This is a genomic window from Mycolicibacterium parafortuitum (genome assembly GCF_010725485.1).
Taxonomy (GTDB): domain Bacteria; phylum Actinomycetota; class Actinomycetes; order Mycobacteriales; family Mycobacteriaceae; genus Mycobacterium.
The window spans coordinates 4,097,780-4,124,452 of the sequence record NZ_AP022598.1; the positions used below are offsets into that span (position 1 = coordinate 4,097,780).

Genomic DNA, 26,673 nt, shown 5'->3' on the forward strand with positions numbered 1-26,673 from the left:
GTCATTCCATGCCTGATGCCGCGCACCGTCAACCCAAGATCAGAAGGTCTGCACCTTCTGGACGCTGACGATGCCGCCGTGACCGGTCTTGTCGTTGGTGAACCGCATCCCCGACGGCGAGGACACGATCGTCCAGCCCATGGCCCGGTAGGTGCGATTGCCGAGCGTCACCGCCTCAGGCACGCCGAGATTGCCGTCCACCCAGGAGCCCGTGCCGTCGGCGTTGATCCGCACGCCGTGATACGGCCCGCTGCCGTCGACATGCTGGGCCCAGTTCATCCCGTCGGTCTCACAGCCCACATAGCCGGTGTCGACGAGGCACTGGGTCTCCCCGCCCGCGGTCTGCACCACCACGTAGCCGTACTCGTTCGGCGGGATCGTCTCGACGTCGGCCGAGCTCACCGCCGCGGGCAGGTCGCCCACGGGCTGTGCCAGCGCCGGCGATTCGTAGGCGGCCAGGGTGAAGCCGTATTCCTTGAGCGGTTCCAGATCCTCGGCCTCGCCCGACGGGGTCCAGATCGCCAGCGGGCGGTTGTCGACGACGGCGTGCGCGACGTAGGTGGACGGCTGCCACGACAGCATGGACTGCATGGACGGCTCGGAATCGAAATGGTCGAAGTTCACGACGCCGTCGCCGTCGTGGGGTACACACGTGCTGCCCGCGACGGTGTGGCGGGTGTCCGACGCGGTGGTGGAGTCGCCCCGGCACACCGCCGACTGCCATTGCTCGAGTGACCCCGTGACGGCGCCCGGCGTGGCCGCGGAGTTTGCCGAACCTTCTGTCGCGGGAGCCGATGAGCACGCGGTCGCAGCGGCGGCGAGCAGCAGCGCCGCGGCGGCGCACCGTACGGGGCGCAACGGCGCCGCCAGTGTCCGATGGGTGATCTCCATGCCTACCTTTCGCCGGCGACGTCGGGCGTTGCTCGGCAACCGCGAATGTACTGGCGGGATTTTCACCTGCGTCAATCACTTGCCAAGTCCTGACCCAACCGTGATCGCCGCGTGTCCTGACGACCGGCCTAGTGGGCCGACCCGGCGTAGTGGCACTTCGGTACGCTGCGCCTGAAGGGTGGCGCAGCTCTCACAAGAGCCGGCCGCCGTAATCGAGCGAACACACACGCGGGAGAGAGATACACATGAGCGCCGAGCAGCCGTCCATCATCTACACGTTGACCGACGAGGCGCCGCTGCTTGCGACCTACGCGTTCCTGCCTGTGGTCCGCACCTTCGCCTCCGCGGCGGGCATCGACGTCAAGTCCACCGACATCTCCGTCGCCGCGCGCATCCTGGCCGAATTCAGCGACCGCCTCCCCGACGACCAGAAGGTGCCCGACAACCTCGCCGAACTCGGCGAGCTGACCCAGCTGCCCGAGACCAACATCATCAAGCTGCCGAACATCAGCGCGTCGGTGCCGCAGCTGCTGGCCGCGATCAAGGAACTCCGGGCCAAGGGTTACGACCTGCCGGACTACCCGGGTGACCCGAAGACCGACGAAGAGCGCGAGATCCGCGCCCGCTACCAGAAGGTACTCGGCAGCGCCGTCAATCCGGTTCTGCGCCAGGGCAACTCGGACCGTCGCGCGCCCAAGGCGGTCAAGGAGTACGCCCGCAAGCATCCGCACAGCATGGGCGAGTGGTCGCAGGCCTCGCGCACCCACGTCGCGACGATGAAGACCGGCGACTTCTACCACGGCGAGAAGTCGATGACCCTGGACAAGGACCGCAAGGTCAAGATGGTGCTCACCACCAACGGTGGCGAGACGGTCGTGCTCAAGCCCGAGGTGGCGCTGGAGGCCGGCGACGTCATCGACAGCATGTACATGAGCAAGAAGGCGCTGATCGAGTTCTACGAGGAGCAGATCGAGGACGCCTACAAGACCGGCGTGATGTTCTCGCTGCACGTCAAGGCGACCATGATGAAGGTCAGCCACCCGATCGTGTTCGGCCACGCCGTCAAGGTGTTCTACAAGGACGCGTTCGAGAAGCACGGCAAGCTCTTCGATGAGCTCGGCGTCAACGTCAACAACGGCATGTCCGATCTGTACGACAAGATCGAGTCGCTGCCCGCGTCGCAGCGCGAGGAGATCATCGAGGACATCCACCGCTGCCACGAGCACCGGCCCGAGCTCGCGATGGTCGACTCGGCCCGCGGCATCACGAACTTCCACTCGCCGTCCGATGTGATCGTCGACGCGTCGATGCCGGCGATGATCCGGCTCGGCGGCAAGATGTACGGTGCCGACGGCCGCACCAAGGACACCAAGGCGGTCAACCCCGAGTCCACCTTCTCCCGGATCTACCAGGAGATGATCAACTTCTGTAAGACCCACGGCCAGTTCGACCCGACGACGATGGGCACCGTCCCCAACGTGGGTCTGATGGCGATGAAGGCCGAGGAGTACGGCAGCCACGACAAGACCTTCGAGATCCCCGAGGACGGCGTCGCCGACATCGTCGACATCGACACCGGCGAGGTACTGCTGAGCCAGAACGTCGAAGAGGGCGATATCTGGCGCATGCCCATCGTCAAGGACGCCGCGATTCGCGACTGGGTCAAGCTCGCCGTCACCCGGGCCCGCGCGTCCGGCATGCCCGCGGTGTTCTGGCTCGACACCGAGCGCCCGCACGAGGTGGAGCTGCGCAAGAAGGTCAAGGAGTACCTCAAGGACGAGGACACCGAAGGCCTGCAGATCCAGATCATGCCCCAGGTCTGGGCCATGCGGTACACGATCGAGCGGGTGATCCGCGGCGAGGACACCATCGCGGTGACCGGCAACATCCTGCGTGACTACCTGACCGACCTGTTCCCGATCCTCGAGCTCGGCACCAGCGCCAAGATGCTGTCGATCGTGCCGCTGATGGCCGGTGGCGGCATGTACGAGACCGGTGCCGGCGGCTCGGCGCCCAAGCACGTGAGCCAGCTGCTCGAGGAGAACCACCTGCGCTGGGATTCGCTCGGCGAGTTCCTGGCCCTCGGCGCGAGCTTCGAGGACATGGGCCGCAAGGCCGGCAACAAGAAAGCCGAGCTGCTGGGCAAGACCCTCGACTCGGCGATCGGCAAACTTCTCGACAACAACAAGAGCCCGTCGCGCAAGGCCGGTGAGCTCGACAACCGCGGCAGCCAGTTCTACCTGAGCATGTACTGGGCTCAGGAGCTGGCCCAGCAGACCGAGGACAGCGAGCTGGCCGACTACTTCAAGCCGTTGGCTCAGACGCTGGCCGACAACGAGTCGACCATCGTCGAGGAGCTCAATGCCGTGCAAGGCAAGCCGGCCGACATCGGTGGCTACTACTATCCAGATGCAGAGAAGACGACTGCGGTGATGCGGCCCAGCAAGACGTTCAACGAGGCACTCGAGGCAGCCCGTACCTAGGCAGCGTTTTCCGGCAAAGTGATCGATCGTGATCCGTGCGTAACATCTCGCGCGGACACGCCGATTACAAGCCATCATCCGGCTGTCGTCTGGGAGTTGTTATGCGCGTGGTAATGGGTCTGTCGTTAACCGCAGGCAGCGCCGTCTGGGTGCTCGTGGACACCTACGACGGCAGCATCATCGCCGATGAGGTCGTCGACCTCGACTCCGTCGGTGAGATCTCCCGCGCGGCGGCGCGCAGCGTGCAGGAGTACGCGCTGCAGAGCGAGCGGTTGATCGACGGGGTGCGGCTGGTGTGGACCGAGGACGCCCGCCACGAGGGCGTGCGGTTGCGGACCAAACTCCGGTTGTTCGGCTTCGAGTCCATCGAGACCGTCAGCGAGGAAGAGGCCCGGGAAGGCCGGAACCGGACCGCGCGGCACATCGCCCCGCACATGGTGCTGGCCTATGGCGCCGCCCGGGCGGATCTCGACGACCCCGCCGACAAGAGTGTGCTGCTGCGCCTTGCCGAAAAGGTGCCCAGCAGGAACGCCGAGTACGGCGCCGGCGCCCCGGTGATCGCCGAGCGGGTGGCCGCGGTGCGCGTCGCGGGCAGCGAGGCCGCGATGCGGACCTCCGACCGGGCCCGCCAGCTCATGTCGGCGCTGCCGGGCGGAGTGGGGGCCCGCGCCGCTGCGGCGGTCTTCGCCGTCGCGGTGACCGGTGTCGTCGGCTACGCGTTGTTCGGATACTCACCGAAGCACGACGTTCCGCAGCCGGCGGTCGCCGAGGCGGTGGCTCCGGCACCCGCCGCGATCCCGGAACCGGTGCTGCCCGCGCCGCTGCCCGCGGCTGTCGAGCCCGCCCCCGTCATGGTCGACGAGGTCGCGATCCCCGCGGCCGTACCCGAGACCGCGACGAGCCCGCAGTACAGCGCCGCGGTGCCCGAGACCGCCGTCGAAGCAGAGGTCTCCGACGAGACCAGCACCGAGACCTATGCCGCGGCGGTGCCGCAGACGACGTCCGACGTCCCCGCGGCGACGGTGTCGCCGGGACTGCGGACCCCCGAGCCGAGCACGGCCCAGACCGTGGGGGCCGCCGAGATCGGTCAGCAGCTGCCGGCACAGACCGGGGTGCCGCATCTGACGGGTCCCGGCCCGGCCGCCGGACCGGCCCAGCCGTACACGGCCCCGGCCCAGGCGTCGCCCGGGATGATCCCCCCGCCGGCGCCACCCGCGCCGGGTCCGCTGGGTGCGCTGTTCGGCGCGCTGCCCTGATCCGGTAGTACTACTCATGGCCGCGCTGCCGTAGACGCGCCATGCTGGGCAGATGACACCGCCCACGCGTGACCGCGCCGTCGACGTCATCCGCCTCGCCGCGCTCGTGGTGGTGATGTTCGGGCACTGCGCGCTGTTGCTGGCCACCGTCGACTCGGGCGGCGTCCGTATCGCCAACCTGATCGGTGCGGTTCCCGCAGTCGCGCCCGCCACCTGGCTCGCTCAAGTGATGCCTCTGTTCTTCCTCGCAGGCGGCGCGGCGGGCGCCTACGGCTACCGCGCCGGGACCGCCTGGGGCGCTTGGGTGTTCGCTCGCGCACAGCGCCTGTTCCGGCCGGTGTTCTGGTATCTGGCGGCCTGGACGGTGGGGCTCGCCGCAACGTGGGTGGTGCTGGGAGCGGACTCCGCGGTCGGCCTCGGCGCCGAGAGCGTGGCGCTGCTGTGGTTCCTCGGCGTCTACGTCGTGACTCTGGCGTTCGTCCCGGCGCTGGTGCGGCTGGGCAGCGGCCGCACCGTCGCCATGGTGCTCGCGGCACTGCTCACCGCCGCCGCGGCCACCGATGCGATGCGGCTCGGTACCGGCGAACTCGCCGCCGGCCTGCCCAACTTCCTGTTCGTGTGGCTGATCCCGATCGTCATCGGGGTCGGTTATGCGCGCGGGCTGATCCGCCCGGGGCGCGCCGCCGTCACCGCCGCCGCGGCGTTCGCGGCGGCGCTCGTGCTCGTCACCGCCGGACCGTACGAGGTGTCGCTGGTGGTGACCGGCGCCGAGCGCATCTCCAACGTCTCCCCGCCCACGCTGTTGCTGGCGCTGCACTGTGTGTGGATGTCGTGCGCGTTCGTCGCGCTCTCTGGGCCGATCGGGCGGTGGGCGCAGCGCACCCGGCTCTGGGGCGCCATCGCCGCCGGCAATGCCGGGGCGATGACGCTGTACCTGTGGCACATCGTCGCGATCGCGATCGCGGCGTTCGCGCTGAACGCGTTCGGTCTGGACGCCTACGACGTGCACGCCGGCGACTTCGTCGGGATGCTCGTGTTGCGCGCCGCGGTGTTCGCGGTGGTGATGCTGGTGCTGTTCCGGCTGCTCTCGCCGTTGGAGCGCAGGCCGCTGCCGTGGTGGGACACCACGGTCACCGCCACCGGACGACGTGCCACGACAGCGGGCGCGCTGGTGTGCGCGGCCGGTGTGGTGCTGGTCGTGATGGCGAAGTTCGGACTCGGCGACCCGGCAGGCTGGGCCGCGTGCGCGGCGTTCCTGACCGGCGCGGCCGCCGCGCGGCACTTCGCGGCCGCCCCGCTGCGAATCCGCACCGCAACAACGTTGAGTTCGTAACCACCCCTTGGTATTTCGCGCGCAGTCTCGGTGTGGCCGGCGCGATGAGAGGTCCGGCGTTTCGCGGATCGACATCCAGAAAGCGAAAACATCGCCACTCCGGTCAACTGATCTTGATGATTTCTTGATCCCATCCAGATTAGGGGCCAGTATCGAGGAGATGGCTGACGACCGCGACTACGCAAGCGTGCTCAGGTCGGCGGCGATGCGAGTCACCAGGCCCCGCATCGCCGTGCTGAGCGCCGTTGCACAGCACCCACACGCCGATACCGAGGTCATCATCCAGGCCGCCCGCGACCAGCTACCCGACATCTCCCGCCAGACGGTCTACGACGCGCTGAACGCCCTCACCGCAACGGGTTTGGTGCGCAGAATCCAGCCCGCCGGGTCGCTGGCGCGGTACGAGACCCGGGTGGGGGACAACCACCATCACATCGTGTGCCGCTCCTGCGGGGTGATTGCCGACGTCGACTGCGCAATCGGCGAGGCACCCTGCCTGACGGCATCCGACGATCTCGGGTTCGAGGTCGACGAGGCCGAGGTCATCTACTGGGGCCTGTGCCCGAAGTGTTCTACAGCCCAATATTCACCGATGAAATGAAAGATGAAGGGATACAACGTGTCTTCTGATACTTCTGATGCCCGGCCCCCGCACTCCGACGACAAGACCCGTAGCAACAGCGAGTCCGAGAACCCGGTGATCGATTCGCCCGAGCCCAAGGTGCACGCGCCGCTGACCAACAAGGACTGGTGGCCCGACCAGGTCGACGTCTCGGTGCTGCACAGGCAGAACGAGAAGGGCAATCCGCTCGGCCAGGACTTCGACTACGCGAGCGAGTTCGCCAAGCTCGACGTCGAGGCGTTCAAGGCCGACGTCATCGAGCTGATCAGAACCTCACAGGACTGGTGGCCCGCCGATTACGGCAACTACGCCGGCCTGTTCATCCGGATGAGCTGGCATGCCGCGGGCACCTACCGAATCTTCGACGGCCGCGGCGGCGCCGGGCAGGGCGCGCAGCGCTTCGCCCCGCTCAACAGCTGGCCGGACAACGCGAACCTGGACAAGGCCCGCCGCCTGTTGTGGCCGATCAAGCAGAAGTACGGCAACAAGATCTCCTGGGCCGACCTGATCGCTTATGCCGGCAACGCCGCGCTCGAGCAGTCCGGTTTCCAGACGGCCGGATTCGGCTTCGGTCGTGAGGACATCTGGGAGCCCGAGGAGATGCTGTGGGGCCAGGAGGACACCTGGCTGGGCACCGACAAGCGCTACGGCGGTACCAACGACAGCGACCGCCACCTCGCCGAACCGTTCGGTGCCACCACCATGGGCCTGATCTACGTCAATCCCGAGGGCCCCGAAGGCAAGCCGGATCCGCTGGCCGCCGCCCACGACATCCGGGAGACGTTCGGCCGGATGGCGATGAACGACGAGGAGACCGCCGCGCTGATCGTCGGTGGTCACACCCTGGGCAAGACCCATGGTGCCGCCGACGTCAACGTCGGCCCCGAGCCCGAAGGCGCCCCGATCGAGGATCAGGGCCTGGGCTGGAAATGCCCGTTCGGCACCGGCAATGCCAACGACACCGTCACCAGCGGTCTCGAGGTCATCTGGACCGGCACGAACTCGCAGTGGAGCAACGCGTTCCTGGAGAACCTGTACGGCAACGAATGGGAGCTGACCAAGAGCCCCGCGGGCGCCTGGCAGTTCGAGGCCAAGAACGCCGAGGCCACCATCCCGGATCCGTTCGGCGGTCCGCCGCGTAAGCCCACCATGCTGGTCACCGATGTGGCGATGCGCGAAGACCCGATCTACGGCCAGATCACGCGCCGCTGGCTCGAGCACCCCGAAGAGATGGACGCGGCCTTCGCCCGGGCCTGGTACAAGCTGATGCATCGCGACATGGGTCCGATCAGCCGCTACCTCGGCCCGTGGGTGGCCGAACCGCAGCTGTGGCAGGATCCGGTGCCCGCGGTCGACCACGCGCTGATCGACGAGTCCGACATCGCGGCCCTCAAGAGCCAGGTACTGCAGTCGGGGCTGTCGGTTCCGCAGCTGGTGAAGACCGCATGGGCCGCCGCGTCCAGCTTCCGCAGCACCGACAAGCGCGGCGGGGCCAACGGCGCCCGGCTTCGCCTTGAGCCGCAGCGCAATTGGGAGGCCAACGAGCCCGCAGAGCTGGACAAGGTGCTGCCGGTGCTGGAGAAGATCCAGCAGGACTTCAACAGCAGCGCCACCGGGGGAAAGAAGGTCTCGCTGGCCGACGTGATCGTGCTCGCCGGTTCCGCCGCGGTCGAGAAGGCCGCCAAGGACGGCGGATACGAGATCAACGTGCACTTCGCACCCGGTCGCACCGATGCCTCGCAGGAGGACACCGACGTGGAGTCGTTCGCGGTGCTCGAGCCCCGTGCCGACGGGTTCCGCAACTTCATCATGCCCGGGGAGAAGGAGAAGCCGGAGCAGCTGCTCGTCGACAAGGCCTACTTCCTCGACCTGACGGCACCGGAGATGACCGCGCTGCTCGGCGGTCTGCGCGTGATCGGCGCCAACCACGGCGGCACCAAGCACGGCGTCTTCACCCAGACGCCGGGTGCGCTGACCAACGACTTCTTCACCAACCTGCTCGACATGGGCACCAAGTGGAAGCCGTCGCAGCACACCGAGAACGTCTACGAGGGCCATGACCGCGCCAGCGGCGAGCTCAAGTGGACGGCCACCGCCAACGACCTCGTTTTCGGGTCGAACTCGGTGCTGCGCGGTATCGCCGAGGTCTATGCCCAGCAGGACAGCAAGGGCAAGTTCATCGAGGACTTCGTCGCCGCGTGGGTCAAGGTGATGAACAACGACCGGTTCGATCTGCTCCGCTGACGGACTAGAGCCGGTTCTCGGGACCGAGCAACGCCCACACCGTCTTACCGGACGCCGTCGGGATGACTCCCCACGCATGGCTGAGCGCCGTGACGATGGCGAGCCCGGAGACGGTGTGGGTGCCTGCGCCCGGATCCTCCCGACGCGTCGGGGTGGCCGGGTCGTCGTCGCTGACCGCGACCGCGACCCGGCCGTCCTGCGTTTCGAGGATCAGCGTGGGACAGCTGGTGGTGTGTTCGAGCACGTTCTCGACCAGCACGGTGGCCACGGTGCATACGCTGACCGCCAGCGAGGGGAAGCCCCAATCGGACACGCACCGGGTCACCGGCGCCCGGATGCCGCGCAGCGCCCCCGAGTCGGCGTCCACGGGAACGGTGGCTTGGCGTACCTGCGGCGGCGCGGGCGCCGCCCGCGCCGCGGAGTCGACGTCGGGAAGCAGCGGTACGTGGCGGGTGATCCCGCTGCGGGCGATCGCCGCCCGGCGCGCAGGGTCCGCGCACGCCAGCAGGATCGGGACACCGGGCCAGGTCCGCACATGCCAGCGTGCGCTAGCGAATACGGTCCATGCGCTGTCGGCCGGAACGGTGAGACGGTCGACAGCGGCCACCACCGCCCCTGACCCGCCGAGGGCCGCCTCGACGACGCCGTCGCGCACCTCGAGGTAGGTCGAGTCGTCCAGCGTGCCTGCGATCTGCAGCGCCGACACCCGCTCCGGCGCCGGGACCGCCGAGACCCGAACTCCATCGCGTCGCTTCATCGCAGGCACTGTTCCCGCCGACGGGCGCGGTCAACCGTCCGGCCGATATCAGTCCGCGGCACGAAGGACACCGGACAGCAGACGAAGACCTCGCCGGTGTCGCGTTTGAGCCGGCGGCCGGCGGGCCTTACCAATCGATTGACGGGGTAGACGAAAGGACCGCATGAAGATCGCAGTCGTAGGTGATCCGGCGCACCGCAGTTCGACCGACCGGGACGGTGGCGGACATTACGGCCTCGCCGAGCTGTCCGGCGCTCTCGTCCGGCGCGGCCACGAGGTCCGCGTCCATTCCGCGGCGGAGTCGATCCCTGTCGACATCCCGGATCTGCGGAACTCCACGGACCTGATGCCGGCGATCGGGGAGATCGCGCGGCACCTCGAGAACGTCTGGGGCCGAGACCGCCCCGACGTGGTGCACTGCCACGGGTGGGTGTACGGGATGGCTGCGCAACTGGCCGCCAAACGGTCTCCGCTGCCTACGGTGCAGACCTTCCACGAGCTGTCCACCACAGCGCGCCGGCACCGCGGTACCGGCGCGGCTTCGGAGACCGCCGTCAAGCTCGAGGCGCTGCTGGCGCGGAACGCGAGCGCGGTGACGGTCGCGTGCCACGACGACATGCACGAACTCATCCGGCTCGGCTGCGCGCGCACGAAGATCACGGTGCTCGCGCCCGGTGTCGAGGTCGACGACGTCATCGTCGAGGGGACCGGCCGCCCGGTGGACGGGCCGTGGAGCATCGTGGCGGTTGCGCGGGACTTCTCCACCGGACACGGACTGGGCGACGTGCTGAGGATGCTGCCGTCGCTTGGCGACACGCGGCTGGTCCTGGTCGCGACGGACGGCGACACCGGCGGGCAGGCCGCCGGCCTGCGTGCCATGGCCGACCAGCGCAGGATCGGCGAGCGCGTCGAGTTGATCTGCGGTGCGGACCACGCCGGCCTGGCCGCCCTGTTCCGCACGGCCGATCTGGTGGTCAGCCCGTCGCGCTACGAACCGAGCGCCGCGACCCTGCTGCACGCGATGGCTTGCGGCGCACCGATTGTCGCGGTCGCGCACGGCGGGGCCAACGACGCCGTCATCGACGATGTCACCGGCATCCTCGCGCCGCCGGGGGACCTGCCCGCGCTGAACCGCGCGCTGCGCTCGGCGCTGAGCCAGACCGTGTTGCGGCAGGGGATGGGTCTCGCGGGACGCTCCCGGGCACGGTCACGGTACAACTGGGGCGTCGTCGCCTCCGACGCCGAGGCCGCCTACACCGCGGCGGTCAGCCGGCATGCGGCAACGACCGCGCTGCCTATCTGAGCATCGGCGGATCGCCGGCGTGCCGCGGCTCGTCCGTCGGGCAGAGCTGCTCGCCGGTCGCGCGGAAGTACACCCGCCGCGCGATCTCGACGCAGTGGTCGGCGAACCGCTCGTAGAACCGTCCGACCAGCACCAGATCTGCCGCGACCCTCGCGCCGTGCTGCCAATGCGGCCCGATCAATTCGGCGAACAGTTCGCGGTGCAACTCGTTCATCCGCTCGTCCCCGTCGCAGACGCGGCGCGCCTGTTCGGGATCACCGCTTCTCACCGTCCCCCGCACCTGCTCGGCCAGTTCGGTTGCGGTATAAGCCATATCGGCGAACAGCGGATACACCTGCTCGGGAATGACCCGCTGGGGAAGTCTGCGGCGCGCCGTGCGCGCGATATGGGCCGCCAGCCCGCCCATCCGATCCGCGTCGGACGCGATGTACAGCGCCGAAACCACCGTGCGCAGATCACGGGCGACGGGAGCCTGCAGCGCCAGCAGCCCGTAGGTGCGTTCCTGTACCGCGTTGCCGAGCCTGGTCAGGCGCTTCATCTCGAACACCGCCCGGTCGGCGCTGGCCTCGTCACCATCGAGCAGGGCGGCCGAAGCGGTCTGGATGAGCTCGGCGGCACGTCCGCACATATCGGCGAGATCGACGGTGAGGGCGTCCAGGGACTCGTGAAACTCGTTGCGCATGCTCTCTCTACTGTTCGGAGAAACCGATGCGTACCCAGGCCATGGTTCGGCAAACCCGGGGTTCACGCAGGCAGCAGGTCGCCGGCCAAGCGGAGATCGGCCACCAGGGAGCGAAAGGATTCCTCCCGGGCGTCCGACGGGCCGCGCAGTACGGCCGACGGGTGGATGGTGGCGACCACCGCGGCGTCCCGCACCGTGGCCGGGATCCCGTCCAGCGCCGGCAGGCGCAGCGCCTCACCCCGGTGGGCGGTGACCCGGAAGTCGCTGCCCATCAACGCCTTTGCTGCGGTGGCGCCGAGCAGCACCACCACCTGGGGTTCGACCGCCTCCAGTTCGGCGAACAGCCACGGCCGGCAGGCCACCACCTCGGTCCGGCTCGGGGTCTTGTGGATCCGGCGCTTACCGCGTTCGGACGCGACGAACTTGAAATGCTTGACCGCGTTCGTCAAATACAGCGGGGCGCGCTCTAGGCCCGCCTCGTCGATCGCCTTGTCCAGCAGCCGGCCCGCCGGTCCGACGAACGGTTCACCCGCGAGGTCCTCCCGGTCGCCGGGCTGCTCACCGACCAGCATCATCCGGGCCGCCGCGGGCCCGCTGCCGAACACCGCCTGGGTGGCGTTCTCGTAGAGTCCGCAGCCGCGGCAGGTCTGCACGGCGGCGGCGAGCCTGGGCACGTCGTGCACCGGAGGGATGAATTCGGCGGCGGTCCGGGTCGTCATCCGGCACGGGTACCCGCTTCAGCGGCCCAGGGTTTGATGCGGGCTCTCCCCGTAGGTCTGCCGGTACAACACCGCGAACCGGCCCGTGTGCCCGAATCCCCACCTGGCGGCGGTCGCGGTGACCGTCGCCTCCGAGCGGTGTGCGGTCAGCAGCTCCTGACGCGCCGCGGCCAGCCGGAGCTGCCGCACATAGGCCGTCGGCGTCACGTCCAGGTAGCGCCGGAACAGGTACTGCACCGTGCGCGGGGTGGTGAACGCCGCGCCGGCGAGCTCCGTCAGCGTGACGCGGCGCCCAAGGTTGGCATCGATGTAGGCCAGCGCGGCCAGCAGGGACTTGGGGAAGGACCCGGCGCGGTCGGCGCCGTCGCCCGGCATCGCCGGGAATCCCGTCAGCGCGGTGGCGCGCAGCAGTCCGGTCAGTGCGTCGGTTAGCGAGTCCGCCGCGGAGGGGTGATCGGCGGACGCGTCGAGGTCGACCATCTCGCTGACGTAGCTCACGGTGCGCCGGACCACGTCGGCCGACGCCGCGGTGAGGGGGAGCAGCCATGCCGGCGGGGACGGCGGCGGCGGCAGCGCGGTGCGCAGGTGCACCACCGTCATCCGTGCGTCGACGGTGCGCAACGAGACCGGCCGAGCCCCCGGGGTCAGCAGCCGCACATCTCCACCCGCGGCCGTCGGCGTCTCGGCCTGTTCTCCGAAGCGGACCTCGCCCTCCTGCACCCACAGCAGGGTGTCATCGCGGATCTCGTCCACGCTCAGCGTCGCAACGCCCGGATGCTCGATCCGGTCGAGATGGAAGCCGGGTGCCGAACGCCGGACATGCCGGTAGACGCTGTCCGGATCGTCAGCAGTGAACTCGAACCGCGCCGGCCGGCGCGGGTGATCGGCGGTCAACGAGCTAGACGCGGGTCCAGGTCCCGACGTCGAACACGGGCAGCCCGGCGGGCTCCGCGTCCGACGGCAGAATGCTCAACTCCACCAGCGCCTTTCGTGTGCCGACACCCCATGTCTGGCAGATGGTGTCATATTCGGCATCTCCGCACAGCGCGGCAAACGAAAGACCGACGATCAGGCTATCCGGAAAACGAAGACCCGGCTAGCCCTTCCTGTTGCGCCGGCCCTTCTTCACCTCTGCGCGCACCGGCGGCACTTCGGAGGACATCACGAGTTCTGCCCGGTCCCACACCCGATGCAGCCCGAGTGCGGCCAGCAGCTCCGCTCCGAAGCTGTTGCTGACATCGTCGGCGGTGAGCACGCCGGGATCCGACAGGCTGATTCCGGCCGCCTCGAGCGCGGCGGCGCCGCTGCCCCACGCGCCCAGAGCCTTGCAGTGCCGGAGCATCTCGTGCAGCAGGACGACCATCTTGATGTCATTGCGCTGCAACGCGCCGTCGGCGACGACCACCGCGTCGAACTCGATCGAGCGGGCCGTGTCGAAGGTGCGTTCCACGATGACCGAGCGGCGACCCGATTTCAGCGTGCCGCCGACCGGCGCGGTCACCATCGGCACCACACCGGCCTTGTCGAGTGCCTTGATCAGCTTGGTCACGCCCGCCAGATCGGAGTCCTGGTCGGCGATGATCGCGACCTTGCGGCCCGCGACCGGGCCGGGCGTCGTGACCACCTGAGACAGCGCGGGGGACAGCGTGACCTCCTCGGGCGGAGAGCCTTGCGGCGCAGGCAGTCCGAGCCCTTCGGCGACCCGCGTGCACAGGTCGGTGTCGACGTTGGCGAGCACCTCCAGCTCGCGTTCCTTGATCGCCTGCTCGTAGCACTTGCCGAGTTCGAACGTGAACGCCTCGACGATGTGGTCCTGTTCGACCTTGGTCAGCGACCGGTAGAACATCGCGGCCTGGCTGAAGTGGTCGTCGAACGACACCGGCGCGACCCGGCCGACCCGGCCCTCGACCGGACGCGGCGTCTGCACGTAGCCGCCCTCGTCGGCGTCGGCGACCAGCGGTTCACCGCCGTCGATGCTGTTGGGCAGGTACGGCGCCTGCCCGGTGTGGACCGCGGTCTGGTGCATGCCGTCGCGCAGCATGTCGTTGACCGGGCAGCGCGGCCGGTTGATCGGCAGCTGCGTGAAGTTCGGCCCACCGAGCCGGGTCAACTGCGTGTCCAGGTACGAGAACAGCCTGGCCTGCATCAGCGGGTCGTTGGTCACCTCGATGCCGGGTACCAGGTTGCCGGTGTGGAACGCGACCTGCTCGGTCTCGGCGAAGTAGTTCGTCGGATTGCGGTTCAGGGTGAGCTTGCCGATCAGCTGCACCGGCACCAGTTCTTCGGGCACGATCTTGGTGGGGTCCAGCAGGTCGATGCCTTCGAAGGTCTCGGTGCCGTCGTCGGGCATCACCTGCACGCCGAGCTCGTACTCCAGCGGCGCGCCGGCCTCGATGCCGTCGGCCATGTCGCGGCGGTGGAAGTCCGGGTCGAACCCTGCGGCGAGCTGCGCCTCCTCCCACACCAGCGAGTGCACGCCGGCCACCGGCTTCCAGTGGAACTTCGCCAGGCTGGTCTCACCCTTCTTGTTGACCAGCCGGAAGGTGTGGACGCCGAACCCCTCCATGGTGCGGTAGGAGCGGGGGATGCCGCGGTCGCTCATGTTCCACAACACGTGGTGGGTGGCCTCGGTGTGCAGCGACACGAAATCCCAGAACGTGTCGTGCGCGGACTGCGCCTGCGGGATCTCCCGGTCCGGATGCGGTTTGCCTGCGTGGATCACGTCGGGGAACTTGATGCCGTCCTGGATGAAGAACACCGGGATGTTGTTGCCGACGAGGTCGAAGACACCCTCCTCGGTGTAGAACTTGACCGCGAATCCGCGGGTGTCGCGGACGGTGTCGGCTGAACCGCGGGAGCCGAGCACGGTCGAGAACCGGCAGAAGACGTCGGTCTGCTGACCCTTCTTGGCCAGGAACCCCGCCTTGGTGACGGAGGCCGCATTGCCGTAGGCCTCGAACACGCCGTGGGCTGCCGCACCGCGGGCATGCACCACCCGCTCGGGGATGCGTTCGTGGTCGAAGTGGGTGATCTTCTCGCGCAGATGGAAGTCCTCCATCAGCGTCGGGCCGCGGCCGCCCGCCTTGAGTGAATGATCGGTGTCGGGCAACCGGACACCCTGAGCCGAGGTCAGGTAACGACCGGACTGCGACCGCGGATCCTGTTGCTCCTGAGTATCTTTGGGCGCGCCGGTCGGGCTGACTTTGGCGGGAGCGGACTGGTCACGCTTACGCGCAGGGGGCATTACGAACCTCCGTGGTGGGCTGTACGAGCTCACCCGCAATACCCTGCGCACACGTCCTCAAACTCATCCTCGGACGCTCGCTAGGAGCGGGTGAAGAACTCGGCCGCCTTGGTCTTGACCGTCTGGTACATCAGATGACGGGCATTCGGATCGCCTTTGGCGACCGCGCGAGTCATGTTCAGCACCTGGTCCAGCGTGACGTGCGGCGGTATCGGCGGTACCTCCGGATCGCACCGCACGTCCAGCAGTGTCGGGCCGGGCGTGGACAGCGCCCACTCCCACGCGTTGCCCAGTTCGTCGTCGGCGGCCACGGTCATCGCGTCGATTCCCATCGCCCGCGCCACCTCGGCGTAGCTCACCGCGGGCAGGCTCTGTGACTCCTCGAACTTCGGCGCCCCGCCCATCGCCCGCAGTTCCCAGGTGACCTGGTTCAGGTCGCCGTTGCCGAACACGCACACCACGAACGGCAGCTCGTCCCACTCCGTGCGGTAGCGGTGGATGGTGAGCAGTTCGGCCAGCCCGTTCATCTGCATCGCGCCGTCGCCGACGAACGCGACGACCGGCCGGTCCGGGTGTCCGAACTTCGCGCCGAGCGCGTACGGCACCGCGCAGCCCATCGTGGCCAGCGTCCCGGACACCGACCCTCGGACCCCCTCGGTGAACTTCAGGCAGCGTGCGTACCACGTCGTCGACGACCCGGAATCGGCGGTCACGATCGCGTTGGCGGGCAGTCGTTTCGACAGCTCCCACGCCACCCGCATCGGGTTGACGGGATCTGCCGGGACGGTGCTCTGTTCCTCCAGCACCGACCACCAGCGACGCACGTTCGTCTCCACGGTGTCCCGCCACGCCGTGTCGATCCGGCGGCGCAGGTGCGGAAGCATCGCGGTCAGGGTCGCCTTCGCGTCGGCGACGATGTTCAGCTCGGTCGGGTACCGCATCCCGATCGACGCGCCGTCGTCGTCGATCTGCACCGCGCGGGCCTGACCGAACTGCGGAAGGAACTGTGTATAAGGAAAATTCGACCCGACGATGAGCAGCGTGTCGCAGTCGCGCATCAACTCGTAGCTCGGCCGGGTGCCGAGCAACCCGATGGCCCCGGTCACGAACGGCAGATCGTCGGCCAGAACATCCTTGCCCAGCAACGCTTTCGCGACCCCCGCGCCGGTGAGCTCGGCGACCCGGGCGATCTCCTCGTGCGCCCCGCGCGCACCCTGGCCGATCAGGATCGCGACCCGCTGCCCGTCGTTGAGGATCTCGGCGGCCTGACGCGCCTGCGCCTCGGTCGGCGTGATCACCCCGACCACGTCGCCGGGGTCGCTGGACGGCACATGCTTGAACTGGTGCTCCGGCGGGGTGTACTCCTGCTCCTGCACATCCGACGGCACGATGACCACCGTCGGCGCGCGCCGGGTCCGCGCGGTGCGGATCGCGCGGTCCAGCGCGGCGGGCAGCTGCTCGGAGGCGTTGACCTCCACCACGTAACCGGCCGCGACGTCGGCGAAGGCCGCCTGCAGATCGACCTCCTGCTGGTAGCTGCCGCCCATCGCGGTGCGCGCGGTCTGCCCGATGATCGCCACCACCGGCACGTGGTCGAGCTTCGCGTCGTAGAGGCCGTTGAGCAGGTGCACCGCACCCGGGCCCGAGGTCGCCATGCACACGCCGACCTCGCCGGAGAACTTCGCGTAGCCGACCGCGGCGAACGCCGCCATCTCCTCATGGCGGGTCTGCACGAACATCGGGTCGTTGTCGGCCCGGCCGAGCGCGGAGATCAGGCCGTTGATCCCGTCTCCCGGGTAGCCGAAGATGTGGGTCACGTTCCACTGGCGCAGGCGGTCCAGGATGAAGTCGGCGACATCGGTGCTCATGAGCACCGCGGCTACCCCGGAGTCGCTCCGTCAAACTGTCCGCCCGATTGGGTAGGGTTCCGCGGGTGATCACGTCTGGCCCGGTCAAACCTGTTGCAGTTAAATCCGTAACCGCCCGTCTCGCTGAGGAACTGGCCGTCGCAGAAGGCCAGGTCACGGCCGCTGTGCGACTCCTCGACGATGGGGCGACGGTGCCGTTCATCGCCCGCTACCGCAAAGAGGTGACCGGCAGCCTCGACGACGGCCAGCTGCGCCTGCTCGAGGAGCGGCTCGGTTACCTGCGCGAGCTCGACGACCGCCGCAACGCGGTGCTGGCCTCGATCAAGGAACAGGGCAAACTCACCCCCGAACTGACCGGCGCGCTGCTGGCCGCGGACACCAAGGCCAAGGTCGAGGACATCTACCTGCCGTACAAGCCCAAGCGCCGCACCAAGGCGCAGATCGCGCGCGAAGCGGGCCTGGAACCGCTGGCCGAGCAGCTGCTGGCCGACCCGGGCCGGGCGCCGGACGAACTGGCGGCCGGGTACGTCACCGATGAGGTCGCCGACACCGCCGCAGCGCTCGACGGGGCCCGCCACATCATCGTCGAGCGCGCGGCCGAGGACGCCGAGCTCGTCGGCGCGCTGCGCGAGCGGTTCTGGGACAACGCGGCCGTGCGGACCCGGCCGGCCTCGGATGCCGCCGCGGCCTCGGAGAAGGGCCAGAAGTTCCGCGACTACTTCGACCACAGCGAGGCGCTGACCGAGATGCCGTCGCACCGGGTGCTCGCGGTGCTGCGCGGCGAGAAGGAGGGTGTGCTCTCGCTGGCGCTGGACGGGGGAGACGACGACGCGTACCAGGCGATGATCGCCTCGGCGCTCGGAGTCGATCTCACCGCGAAGGCTCCTGCGACGCCGTGGCTGGCCTCCACCGTCGGGTTCGCCTGGCGGACCCGGCTGTCGGTGTCGGCGTCCGTGGACGCCCGGGTGCGGTTGCGGATGCGCGCCGAGGAGGACGCCGTCACGGTGTTCGCCAAGAACCTCAAGGATCTGCTGCTGGCCGCCCCGGCGGGCAACCGGACCACGTTGGGTCTGGACCCGGGGTTCCGCACCGGCGTCAAGGTCGCCGTCGTCGACGGCACCGGCAAGGTCCTCGACACGTGCGCGATCTTCCCGCACCAGCCGCAGAACCAGTGGGACACCGCCAAGGCGACGCTGGCCGCGCTGGTCGCCCGTCACGGCGTGGAGCTGATCGCCGTCGGCAACGGCACCGCATCACGCGAAACCGACGCGCTGGCAGGTGAACTCATCGCCGACATCCGCAAGGCGGGCGCACCGGCGCCGGCCAAGGCGATGGTCAGCGAGGCCGGTGCATCGGTATACTCGGCGTCGGCCTACGCCGCGCGGGAGCTGCCCGACCTCGACGTCACGCTGCGCGGCGCGGTGTCCATCGCGCGCCGGCTGCAGGATCCGCTCGCCGAACTGGTCAAAATCGAGCCGAAGTCCATCGGCGTCGGCCAGTACCAGCACGACGTCACGCCGGGAATCCTGGCCAAGAGCCTCGGCGCGGTCGTCGAGGACGCGGTGAACGCCGTCGGCGTCGACCTGAACACCGCGTCGGTGCCGCTGCTGTCGCGGGTCTCCGGGATCACCGAGTCGCTGGCCGAGGCGATCGTCGCGCACCGCGACAAGGCGGGCCGGTTCCAGAACAGGAGCAGCCTGCTCGAGGTTCCGAGGTTGGGGCCCAAGGCTTTCGAGCAGTGTGCCGGCTTCCTGCGGATCCGTGACGGGGACGACCCGCTCGACGCGTCCGGTGTGCACCCCGAGGCGTACCCGGTGGTCCGGCGCATTCTGGACCGGACCAACCTGACGCTGGGCGAGATCATCGGCGACGCCCGGGCGCTGCGCACCCTCAAGCCGGCCGAATTCGCCGACGACCGGTTCGGCATCCCGACCGTGACCGACATCCTCGGCGAACTGGAGAAGCCCGGCCGCGACCCGCGGCCGGCGTTCACCACCGCGACCTTCGCCGCAGGGGTGGAGAAGGTGTCCGACCTCAAGCCCGGCATGGTGCTCGAGGGGGTCGTCACCAACGTCGCCGCGTTCGGGGCATTCGTCGACGTCGGCGTGCACCAGGACGGTCTGGTGCACGTCTCGGCGATGGCCGACCGCTACGTCTCGGATCCGCACGAGGTGGTGAAGTCAGGACAGGTGGTCCGGGTGAAGGTGGTCGACGTCGACGTCGAACGTCAACGCATCGGCCTGAGCCTGCGCCTCGGCGACGAGACGAAGCCCGACCGCGGACCCCGCAAGACCGACAAGCCGCGCGGCCCGCAGCGGAAACCGCAGCGCACCAACGACTCCCGGGGCCGCGACATCAACCGGGCGGGCGGCTCGATGGCGCAGGCGCTGCGCGACGCGGGCTTCGGGCGATGACGACGGCAGCGCGGCGCGCGACGGTGCTCACCGCCGTCTGCGCCGCCGCGCTGCTGACCGGATGTACCCGGCACGTCGACAATCCGCAGGCCCGTCCCGCGGCCTTGGCCGCCCCGATCACCGAGATCCAGGTGGTGGATCTGCTCAGCCCGAAGGTGCTCGGTGAGGACGGCAACCTGTTCGTCGTCGCCGACCCGGAACGCTGCGCCGGGCTGGCCCGCGAGGTGGACCCGCCGCTGATCGAGGCGGGCGGGCCGCTGGCCACCGACGGCGGCCACTGGATCACCGAGGACGGCCAGTTCTACATCGAGGAGATGGTCGCGGTGTACCGCTCCGATTTCGACGCGGCCGCCGCGGTGCAGTCGGCGCGTCGCCTTGTCGACGAGTGCAGCGGTGAGCGGCTGTCGGTCACCACGATGCGCGACCGTGTGTACGACTTCACCGTGCAACCCGCCGCCGGCGACGGCCCCGACGGCAGTGCGCTGTGGGGGTTGCGGGCCGCGGACTGGAACTGCGACAACCTGTTCGTGGCCGCCCACAACGCGGCCGTCGAGATCACGACGTGCGGAACCTCGCCCGGCTATGACGTGGCGAGCCTGGCCGAGGACGCCCTGGAGCGGATCAACCGGCTCGCCAACACCACCGCATAGCCGCCGCCGTCAGCGCAGTTCGTCCTCGGCCGAGGCCAGCGCCGCGAACTCCTCGTCGGGGGAGTTCGCCACCAGGTGATGCCGGCTGTAGAGGCCGAAGTAGGCCATGAACGCCGCGAACACCAGCAGGCAGCCCAGCGCCGCGACGTAGTCGACCAGGAACGTCGCGATGACCGCGATCGCGGCGATCACCAGCGCGAAGCCGGTGGTGGCGATGCCACCGGGGGTGCGGTATGGGCGGTGCATCTCGGGGGCGCGCAGCCGCAGCACGATGTGGCTGACCATCATCAGCACGTAGCTGACCGCGGCGCCGAACACCGCCATGTTCAACAGCAGGTCACCCTTGCCGATCAGCGACAGCAGGAAACCGATGACGCCCGGCACGATCAGCGCCAGCGTCGGCGCCTTGCGCCGGTTGGTCACCGACAGCACCTTGGGCAGATAGCCGGCTCGCGACAGCGCGAACAACTGGCGTGAGTACGCGTAGATGATGGAGAAGAAGCTCGCGATCAGTCCGGCCAGCCCGATGTAGTTGACCACCTTGGCCCAGCTGCTGTCGCCGAGCGCCTCGACCAGCGGATTGCCGGACTCCGACATCGCCGACGCGCCGCCCGCACCCGTGGTCAGCACCAGCACCGTCACGCAGGTGACCAGCAACACCGCCATGCCGGCGATGATGCCCTTGGGCATGTTGCGTTCCGGCTCCTCGGCCTCCTCGGCGGCCAACGGCACACCCTCGATGGCGAGGAAGAACCAGATCGCGAACGGGATCGCGGCCCAGATGCCCAACAGCCCGAACGGCAGCAGCGACGACGCACCGGCGGCGTCGGTGACGGCGATGTCGGTGAGGTTCGCGGCGTCGAACCGGGGGATGGCCGCGACGGCGAACACGACGATGCCGATGAGCGCGATCACCGTGATCACGAACATCACCTTCAGCGCCTCGCCGACGCCGGACAGGTGGATGCCGATGAAGATTGCGTAGGCCACCAGGTACACCCACCAGCCGTCGGTGATCCCGAAGAGATTCAGCGACTCGACGTAGGCGCCGATGAACGTCGCGATCGCGGCTGGTGCGATGGCGTACTCGATCAGGATGGCGGTCCCGGTCGCGAACCCGCCCCATGGGCCGAGGGCGCGCCGCGCGAACGTGTAGCCGCCGCCGGCCGCGGGCAGCGCCGACGACATCTCGGCCATCCCCAGCACCATGGCCAGGTACATCGCGGCGATGATGACCGCGGCGATGGCCAGGCCACCGAACCCGCCCTGTCCCAACCCGAAGTTCCAGCCCGAGTAGTCCCCGGACACGACGTAGCTGACCCCGAGCCCGGCGAGCAGGATCCAGCCCGCGCTACCGCTCTTCAGCTGACGTTTCTGCAGGTAAGCCTCGGATTCCCGATGTTCCTCGACGCCCCTCATGCTGCCGCCCCATTCCCTCCGGTGTGACCCGGCTCACTGCCAGAGGCTGATTGTATGCACGGCTCTGCACAAGCATTGCCGATCAACGCGATACAGCCCCCGGCAAATCCATCCCGGTGATTACGCTGCACGGCGTCGCGCACGCCGAGCGAGAACCCGACCACGGCGTTACGCTTCCGCCGAACAACGGGGGCGGTGTCCACAGCCGTACACACGCACCCCAGCGGTAACAACTACCCGCATCTGTCCGATACATCACACAACTACCGGGGAGCGGGAAGGGAGACGGCGTGGGTGTCGTGCTGGGTTTGTCGCTGACCTCGGAGGATGTCGCCTGGGTGCTGGTCGACGAGGCCGGCGCCGTTCTCGACCACGATGTGATCGAGGTGCACGCCGACGATCAGATCGCGGGCGCTGCCGCCCGCGGCGCACATGCCATCGCCACCAACGCCGGCGTCGACGTCGACCGGGTCCGACTCACCTGGAGCAAAGACGCCGCCGGCGACGGCCCGCGACTGCAGAACCGTTTGCGTGGCCTGGGTTTCGAGGCCGAGGCAGTTCCGTACGCCGACGCCGTCGCCGTGATGGTGCGCCCGGACACCGAGGCCGGTGTCGCGCTCGCATACGGCGCCGCGTCCGCCGTCACCACCACGACCACCACCGTGCGCGCCACGGGCAGGCGCCGCATGACGCGTGCCCGGATCGCGGTCGCGGTGCTCGGCGCTGCTGCCGCCGCCGCGGCAGCCGGCCTGTTGCTCACCTCGGGCTCGGTGCCGGCGATCGAGCAGACCGCGGCCGACGTGACCCCGGCCGTCGAGGCGGGTTGGGTTTCGGTGCCGGTCTCCAGCGGCGGAGCGGCCGGCGTCGTCCGCAAGGTCGTCCCGGCACAAGCCTCATCACCACAAGTGACGGCCGAACCGGTGCGCCGGGTGTACGCCGTCGCGCCTGCGGCAGTGCCCTCGGCCGCGCCCGCGGCAGTGCCCTCGGCCGCGCCCGCGGCAGTGCCCGCGGCAGTTCCGCATCTCCCCGAAGGCGTTCCGCACCACATGGCCGCGCCTGCCGCCCCAGCCGTGCCTGTTGTGACCGTGCCTGTCGAGACCGTGCCGGAGGCCGTCACCGACACCGCCGCGACCGGACAGGCCCACCTGCCCGACGCCGCCGCGACCGCGGGCCCCGGCGAGGTCGCGCCGCTGCTGCCCGACACCGACATGACAGTTCCGGTGAATCTGTTCAGTGCGCTGCCCTGACGGGCTAACGTCGAGGCCGTGACGGCGGTCGAGAAGGCGCATTCGCTGCGCGACGTGGTTCGTGACCATGCAGCCGAATCCGAACAACTGCGAACCCTGGCGCCGGCTGTCGTCGACGCGATGTGGAGCAGCGGGCTGATGTCGGCGTTCAATCCGCGCGAGGCAGGCGGCTCCGAGCCGTCGTTCGCCGAGATGATCGAGACCTGGATCGAAATGGCCTGGCAGGACGGGTCGTTCGGCTGGGTCGGGATCGCGAACTTCCCGTCGGCGTTCGCCGCGGCGACCTACCTGCCCGACGACGGGTTCGCCGAGGTGTTCACCGCCAACGACCACCGCGTCACGATGGGCGGCCAGTTCTTCCCCAACGGCCAGGGCGTCGCCGTCGACGGCGGTTACCGGCTGACCGGGGCGTGGAGTTTCGGATCGGGCACCGGCCACGCCGAATACGTCGCCGCCGGGTTCATGCCGATGGTCGACGGTGAGATCCGGTGGGTCGCCGAGGGGATCCCGGATATGCAGATCGCGATCGTGCCGCGGTCGGAGGTGTCGTTCAAAGACGGCTGGCACGTCCAGGGGCTGCGCGGCACCGGCTCCTACGACTACGCGATCGACGACGTGTTCGTCCCGCACGGGCGCACGTTCGCGCTGTTCACCCGTGAGCCGAGGCGGGGGAGTTCGGCCGCGGGCCGGATGGGCATGATGCCGGTGACCGCCGCGGGCCACGCCGCATGGGCGCTCGGGGTGGCCAAGAGCATGCTCGACGATGTCGCCGAACTGGCCGAGACGAAATTCCGGATGAGCGATATGGCCGCGCTCGCCAGCCGGCCGACTTTCCAGAAGGACCTGGCGCACCACGTCGCCGCATGGCGAGCGGCGCGACTGCTGGTACTCGACGCGTTCGGCACCGCCGAGGCCGCCGTCGCCGCCGGCGCGGACCTGACGCCGACGCAGCGGGCCGATATGCGGGTGGCGGCGGTCTTCGCCACCGACACCGCCCGCGCCTGCGCCGAATGGGCGCATCTGGCCGCGGGCACCACGTCGATCCGCGAGGGCAGCCGCCTCGAGCGCGCGTTCCGCGACGTCTACACCGGCACCCAGCACGCCTTCATCAGCGAGAAGGTCGCCATGGACGCCGCCCAGGTGTGGCTCGGCATCGTCGAGGACCACTTCGGGCTCTGACGTTCACGCGACGATCTCGCGCAGGTAGCGGCGGCTCGCCAGCAGGTAGCACCCGATCGCGACCAGATGCATCACCGGCACCACGTACAGCAGCGCCCGGCCCAGCGACATGGTGCCGAGATCGTCCTTGAGGGCATCGCTGATCAGCCCTGCGACGAACGGGCCCGCCGAACCGAGGATCGCACTGAAGAACAGGAAGATCGCCGACGCGGTGGCGCGCTGTTCGGCGGGCACCAGGCGCTGGATCGCCGCGATCGACGGTGCCATGTAGGCCGTGCCGACCACGTAACTCAGCGCGATGAACAGCACCGCCAGCCCGGGGCTGCCGACGATGAAGCCGAGGGTGGAGAACGGGATCAGCACGGCGGTCATCACCGCGACCAGCCACAGCAGCCAGCGCGGGTCGACCCGGGACAGCCGGTCGGCGACCCTGCCGACGACCAGCAGGCCGAGGATTCCGGTCAGGCCGCTGGCGATGCCGTACTGCAGACCGACGTCGCCGAGGGACATGCCCCGAGCGCGCATCAGGAACGCGGGCGCGAACGTCGTCACCGCGTAGCCGGCGATCGAGATCGACGCCGCCCCCGCGACGATCATCAGATAGCTTGGCTTGCGCAGGATGTCCCACCAGTTCGCCGGGACCTGCTGTGTGACAACCGGTTCGGCGGTCGGCGGCTGCCTGCGGCCGACGACGGCGAGCACCACCGGGACGAACAGCACGCTCAGTGCGCCCATCACCACGAACGCGGTGCGCCAGCCCAGCGCCTGGGCGAGCAGGCCGCCTCCGATCAGGCTGGCCGCGCTGGCCAGCGGGATCGCCAGCGTGATGACGGCCAGCGGCGCCGCGCGCCGTTCCGGGGGGAAGTTACGCGCGACGTAGGCATGCGCGGCCGGAGTCGACCCTGCCTCGCCGACCGCCACGCCGACGCGGGTGAGCGCGAGCTGGAACCCGGACTGCACGGCGCCGCCGAGCATGGTCATCACGCCCCACAGCGACAGGCAACCCGAGATCACCAGCCCGTACGCGCCGCGGTCCGAGACGCGTGCGATCGGGATGCCGATCAGCGCGTAGACGGCCAGGAAACCGAACCCGTTGATCAGCCCGATCGCGGTGTCGGACAGGGCGAGATCCTCGCGGATCGGTTCGGCGAGGACCGCGGGCAGGAACCGGTCGGCGTAGTTCAGCGTGCCGACGACCGCGAGCGTGCCGACGGCCGCCCAGGCCCGTCTGGGGCTGTGGGTCTGGCTGGTGGCCTCCGCCGCCGACGGTGCCGACATTCAGTTCTCCTCGCTGCCGATCCGTTACAGACAGCTCCCAGAATGTCATGCACCGGGCGTGCGGGGGTGGCAAATCCGAGCGGCGCGTGGGCGACGAGTCCGGGCCCGGGTTGGCCATCGGGCGCGCTGGTTATATATGCTAATTACTCTGCTCGCGATCGATGTGGGAGTTCATGCATGGGCTCGTTCAAGACCCTGATCAAGACCGCGCTGCCCGCGGCCGTATTGGTGGGCGGGTTGGCGATCGGGGCGGTGGGTTCTGTTGCCGCTCCGGCCTTCGCGCAACCCGCCCCACCGCCCGCGCCGGTCGGTGAGGTACCGCCCGCATGGGCCCCGCCGAAGCCCTCCGAGTTCTGGAACGGGCATCCGGTCGTGTGGTTCTCGGGATGGGGCGGCCGCTGGGGCGTCTGGATCAACGGCTCCTTCATCTCGCTGACGTCGAATCCCGTCACGGGCGGCGGTTAATCCGGTGATGAAGACCAAAAAGCTGTCTAGCTGCGCTATACACTCACTGCGGGTACTGCCCGCGCCATCGCGGATCGATCGAACGACAACACAGGAGCAACGATGACCGGACTGAAGAGCCGCATCGCGCGGATGGGTCTAGGTCTCATCGGCGCCGCGGCGATGTGCGTCGGTACCGCCGGGCCGGCGCTCGCCGACTCCACCGACGATTATCCGATCCCGCGCCGCATCATCCACACCCAGTGCGACGTCGAGCAGTACATGGCCGCTGTGCGCGACACCAACCCGGTGTACTTCGAGCGCTACATGATCGACCGCAGCAACCGGCCGCTCGATGTGCAGCAGGCCGCGTTCGACCGCATCCACTGGTTCTTCTCGCTGGACCCGGTCGGGCGCCGTCAGTACTCGGAGAACACCGCGACCAACATCTACTACGAGCAGGTCGCGACCCGCTGGGGCAACTGGGCCAAGCTGTTCTTCAACAACAAGGGCGTCGTCGCGCATGCCACCGATGTCTGCATGAACTACCCCCGCGGCGACATGTCCGTGTGGAACTGGGCGGGTCGGTAGTACAGAGTTTCCACGGTTCGGCGGCGCTACGGCGCCGCCGAACTTTTTT

At 69.1% G+C, this 26,673-nt stretch carries 21 protein-coding genes; 12 read left to right on the top strand and 9 right to left on the bottom strand.

The genetic code is table 11. From position 1 onward, the window contains the following. Positions 1 to 39 precede the first annotated feature (39 nt). Positions 40 to 891 (bottom strand): hypothetical protein, encoded by an 852-nt coding sequence (locus NTM_RS19645; protein WP_163767207.1) that lies wholly within the window; start codon positions 889 to 891, stop codon positions 40 to 42. A gap of 245 nt (positions 892 to 1,136) precedes the next feature. Here NTM_RS19645 and NTM_RS19650 point away from each other — a divergent pair, with 245 nt between their 5' ends. From NTM_RS19650 to katG, 5 genes are all read left to right on the top strand, one after another. Continuing rightward, positions 1,137 to 3,374, top strand: coding sequence for an NADP-dependent isocitrate dehydrogenase (locus NTM_RS19650; protein WP_163767208.1), 2,238 nt, complete (start codon positions 1,137 to 1,139; stop codon positions 3,372 to 3,374). A 113-nt stretch (positions 3,375 to 3,487) separates the two neighbouring features. Continuing rightward, a complete protein-coding gene (locus tag NTM_RS19655) occupies positions 3,488 to 4,630 on the top strand; it encodes a DUF7159 family protein (RefSeq protein WP_232079772.1) in 1,143 nt (380 codons plus the stop codon). A gap of 52 nt (positions 4,631 to 4,682) precedes the next feature. After that, positions 4,683 to 5,963, top strand: coding sequence for an acyltransferase family protein (locus NTM_RS19660; protein WP_163767212.1), 1,281 nt, complete (start codon positions 4,683 to 4,685; stop codon positions 5,961 to 5,963). Between the two features lie 160 nt (positions 5,964 to 6,123). Beyond that, positions 6,124 to 6,564: a Fur family transcriptional regulator gene (locus tag NTM_RS19665; protein WP_163767214.1), complete on the top strand. Its 441-nt coding sequence runs from the start codon at positions 6,124 to 6,126 to the stop codon at positions 6,562 to 6,564. Positions 6,565 to 6,582: 18 nt separating this feature from the next. Then, positions 6,583 to 8,829, top strand: a complete 2,247-nt coding sequence (katG, locus tag NTM_RS19670; protein ID WP_163767216.1) for a catalase/peroxidase HPI — start codon at positions 6,583 to 6,585, stop codon at positions 8,827 to 8,829. A gap of 4 nt (positions 8,830 to 8,833) precedes the next feature. Here katG and NTM_RS19675 read toward each other — a convergent pair whose 3' ends face one another. Further along, on the bottom strand, positions 8,834 to 9,586 hold the full coding sequence (locus NTM_RS19675) for an ATP-binding protein (RefSeq protein ID WP_104865613.1): 753 nt from the start codon (positions 9,584 to 9,586) through the stop codon (positions 8,834 to 8,836). A 163-nt stretch (positions 9,587 to 9,749) separates the two neighbouring features. Between NTM_RS19675 and NTM_RS19680 the strand changes: the two genes are divergently transcribed. Beyond that, on the top strand, positions 9,750 to 10,889 hold the full coding sequence (locus NTM_RS19680; RefSeq protein ID WP_104865612.1) for a glycosyltransferase: 1,140 nt from the start codon (positions 9,750 to 9,752) through the stop codon (positions 10,887 to 10,889). Here the strand turns inward: NTM_RS19680 and phoU are convergent. The 5 genes from phoU to NTM_RS19705 all read right to left on the bottom strand — a co-directional run bounded on the left by phoU (position 10,882) and on the right by NTM_RS19705 (position 17,402). Further along, complete coding sequence (gene phoU, locus NTM_RS19685; protein WP_163767218.1) at positions 10,882 to 11,571, bottom strand: phosphate signaling complex protein PhoU; 690 nt, start codon at positions 11,569 to 11,571, stop codon at positions 10,882 to 10,884. The genes NTM_RS19680 and phoU overlap by 8 nt on opposite strands. A gap of 62 nt (positions 11,572 to 11,633) precedes the next feature. Continuing rightward, positions 11,634 to 12,290 (bottom strand): UdgX family uracil-DNA binding protein, encoded by a 657-nt coding sequence (locus tag NTM_RS19690; protein ID WP_163767220.1) that lies wholly within the window; start codon positions 12,288 to 12,290, stop codon positions 11,634 to 11,636. A gap of 18 nt (positions 12,291 to 12,308) precedes the next feature. Next, positions 12,309 to 13,184: a helix-turn-helix transcriptional regulator gene (locus NTM_RS19695; RefSeq protein ID WP_163767222.1), complete on the bottom strand. Its 876-nt coding sequence runs from the start codon at positions 13,182 to 13,184 to the stop codon at positions 12,309 to 12,311. Positions 13,185 to 13,386: 202 nt separating this feature from the next. Beyond that, a complete protein-coding gene (locus NTM_RS19700) occupies positions 13,387 to 15,534 on the bottom strand; it encodes a catalase (RefSeq protein ID WP_163767225.1) in 2,148 nt (715 codons plus the stop codon). 80 nt (positions 15,535 to 15,614) lie between these two features. After that, positions 15,615 to 17,402: a thiamine pyrophosphate-requiring protein gene (locus tag NTM_RS19705; protein WP_163767227.1), complete on the bottom strand. Its 1,788-nt coding sequence runs from the start codon at positions 17,400 to 17,402 to the stop codon at positions 15,615 to 15,617. Between the two features lie 65 nt (positions 17,403 to 17,467). On the opposite strand from NTM_RS19705, the gene NTM_RS19710 reads away from it, so the two are divergent. Together NTM_RS19710 and NTM_RS19715 are read left to right on the top strand one after the other, a co-directional pair. Continuing rightward, positions 17,468 to 19,816, top strand: coding sequence for a Tex family protein (locus NTM_RS19710; protein WP_163767229.1), 2,349 nt, complete (start codon positions 17,468 to 17,470; stop codon positions 19,814 to 19,816). Then, positions 19,813 to 20,466, top strand: a complete 654-nt coding sequence (locus NTM_RS19715; RefSeq protein WP_163767231.1) for a sensor domain-containing protein — start codon at positions 19,813 to 19,815, stop codon at positions 20,464 to 20,466. Before NTM_RS19710 ends, NTM_RS19715 begins: the two co-directional genes overlap by 4 nt. A gap of 9 nt (positions 20,467 to 20,475) precedes the next feature. Here the strand turns inward: NTM_RS19715 and eat are convergent, their stop codons facing one another. Next, a complete protein-coding gene (gene eat / locus NTM_RS19720; protein WP_163767234.1) occupies positions 20,476 to 21,885 on the bottom strand; it encodes an ethanolamine permease in 1,410 nt (469 codons plus the stop codon). Positions 21,886 to 22,175: 290 nt separating this feature from the next. Between eat and NTM_RS19725 the strand changes: the two genes are divergently transcribed. Together NTM_RS19725 and NTM_RS19730 are read left to right on the top strand one after the other, a co-directional pair. After that, on the top strand, positions 22,176 to 23,132 hold the full coding sequence (locus tag NTM_RS19725) for a DUF7159 family protein (protein ID WP_163767235.1): 957 nt from the start codon (positions 22,176 to 22,178) through the stop codon (positions 23,130 to 23,132). Positions 23,133 to 23,150: 18 nt separating this feature from the next. After that, on the top strand, positions 23,151 to 24,311 hold the full coding sequence (locus tag NTM_RS19730) for an acyl-CoA dehydrogenase family protein (protein ID WP_163767236.1): 1,161 nt from the start codon (positions 23,151 to 23,153) through the stop codon (positions 24,309 to 24,311). A 3-nt stretch (positions 24,312 to 24,314) separates the two neighbouring features. On the opposite strand, the gene NTM_RS19735 is transcribed toward NTM_RS19730, so the two are convergent. After that, positions 24,315 to 25,589, bottom strand: coding sequence for a spinster family MFS transporter (locus NTM_RS19735; RefSeq protein WP_163767238.1), 1,275 nt, complete (start codon positions 25,587 to 25,589; stop codon positions 24,315 to 24,317). A gap of 177 nt (positions 25,590 to 25,766) precedes the next feature. Here NTM_RS19735 and NTM_RS19740 point away from each other — a divergent pair, with 177 nt between their 5' ends. Together NTM_RS19740 and NTM_RS19745 are read left to right on the top strand one after the other, a co-directional pair. Then, positions 25,767 to 26,054: a hypothetical protein gene (locus tag NTM_RS19740; protein WP_163767240.1), complete on the top strand. Its 288-nt coding sequence runs from the start codon at positions 25,767 to 25,769 to the stop codon at positions 26,052 to 26,054. 102 nt (positions 26,055 to 26,156) lie between these two features. Continuing rightward, positions 26,157 to 26,624 (top strand): DUF5078 domain-containing protein, encoded by a 468-nt coding sequence (locus NTM_RS19745; protein ID WP_083145039.1) that lies wholly within the window; start codon positions 26,157 to 26,159, stop codon positions 26,622 to 26,624. The last annotated feature ends 49 nt before the right edge of the window (positions 26,625 to 26,673 follow it).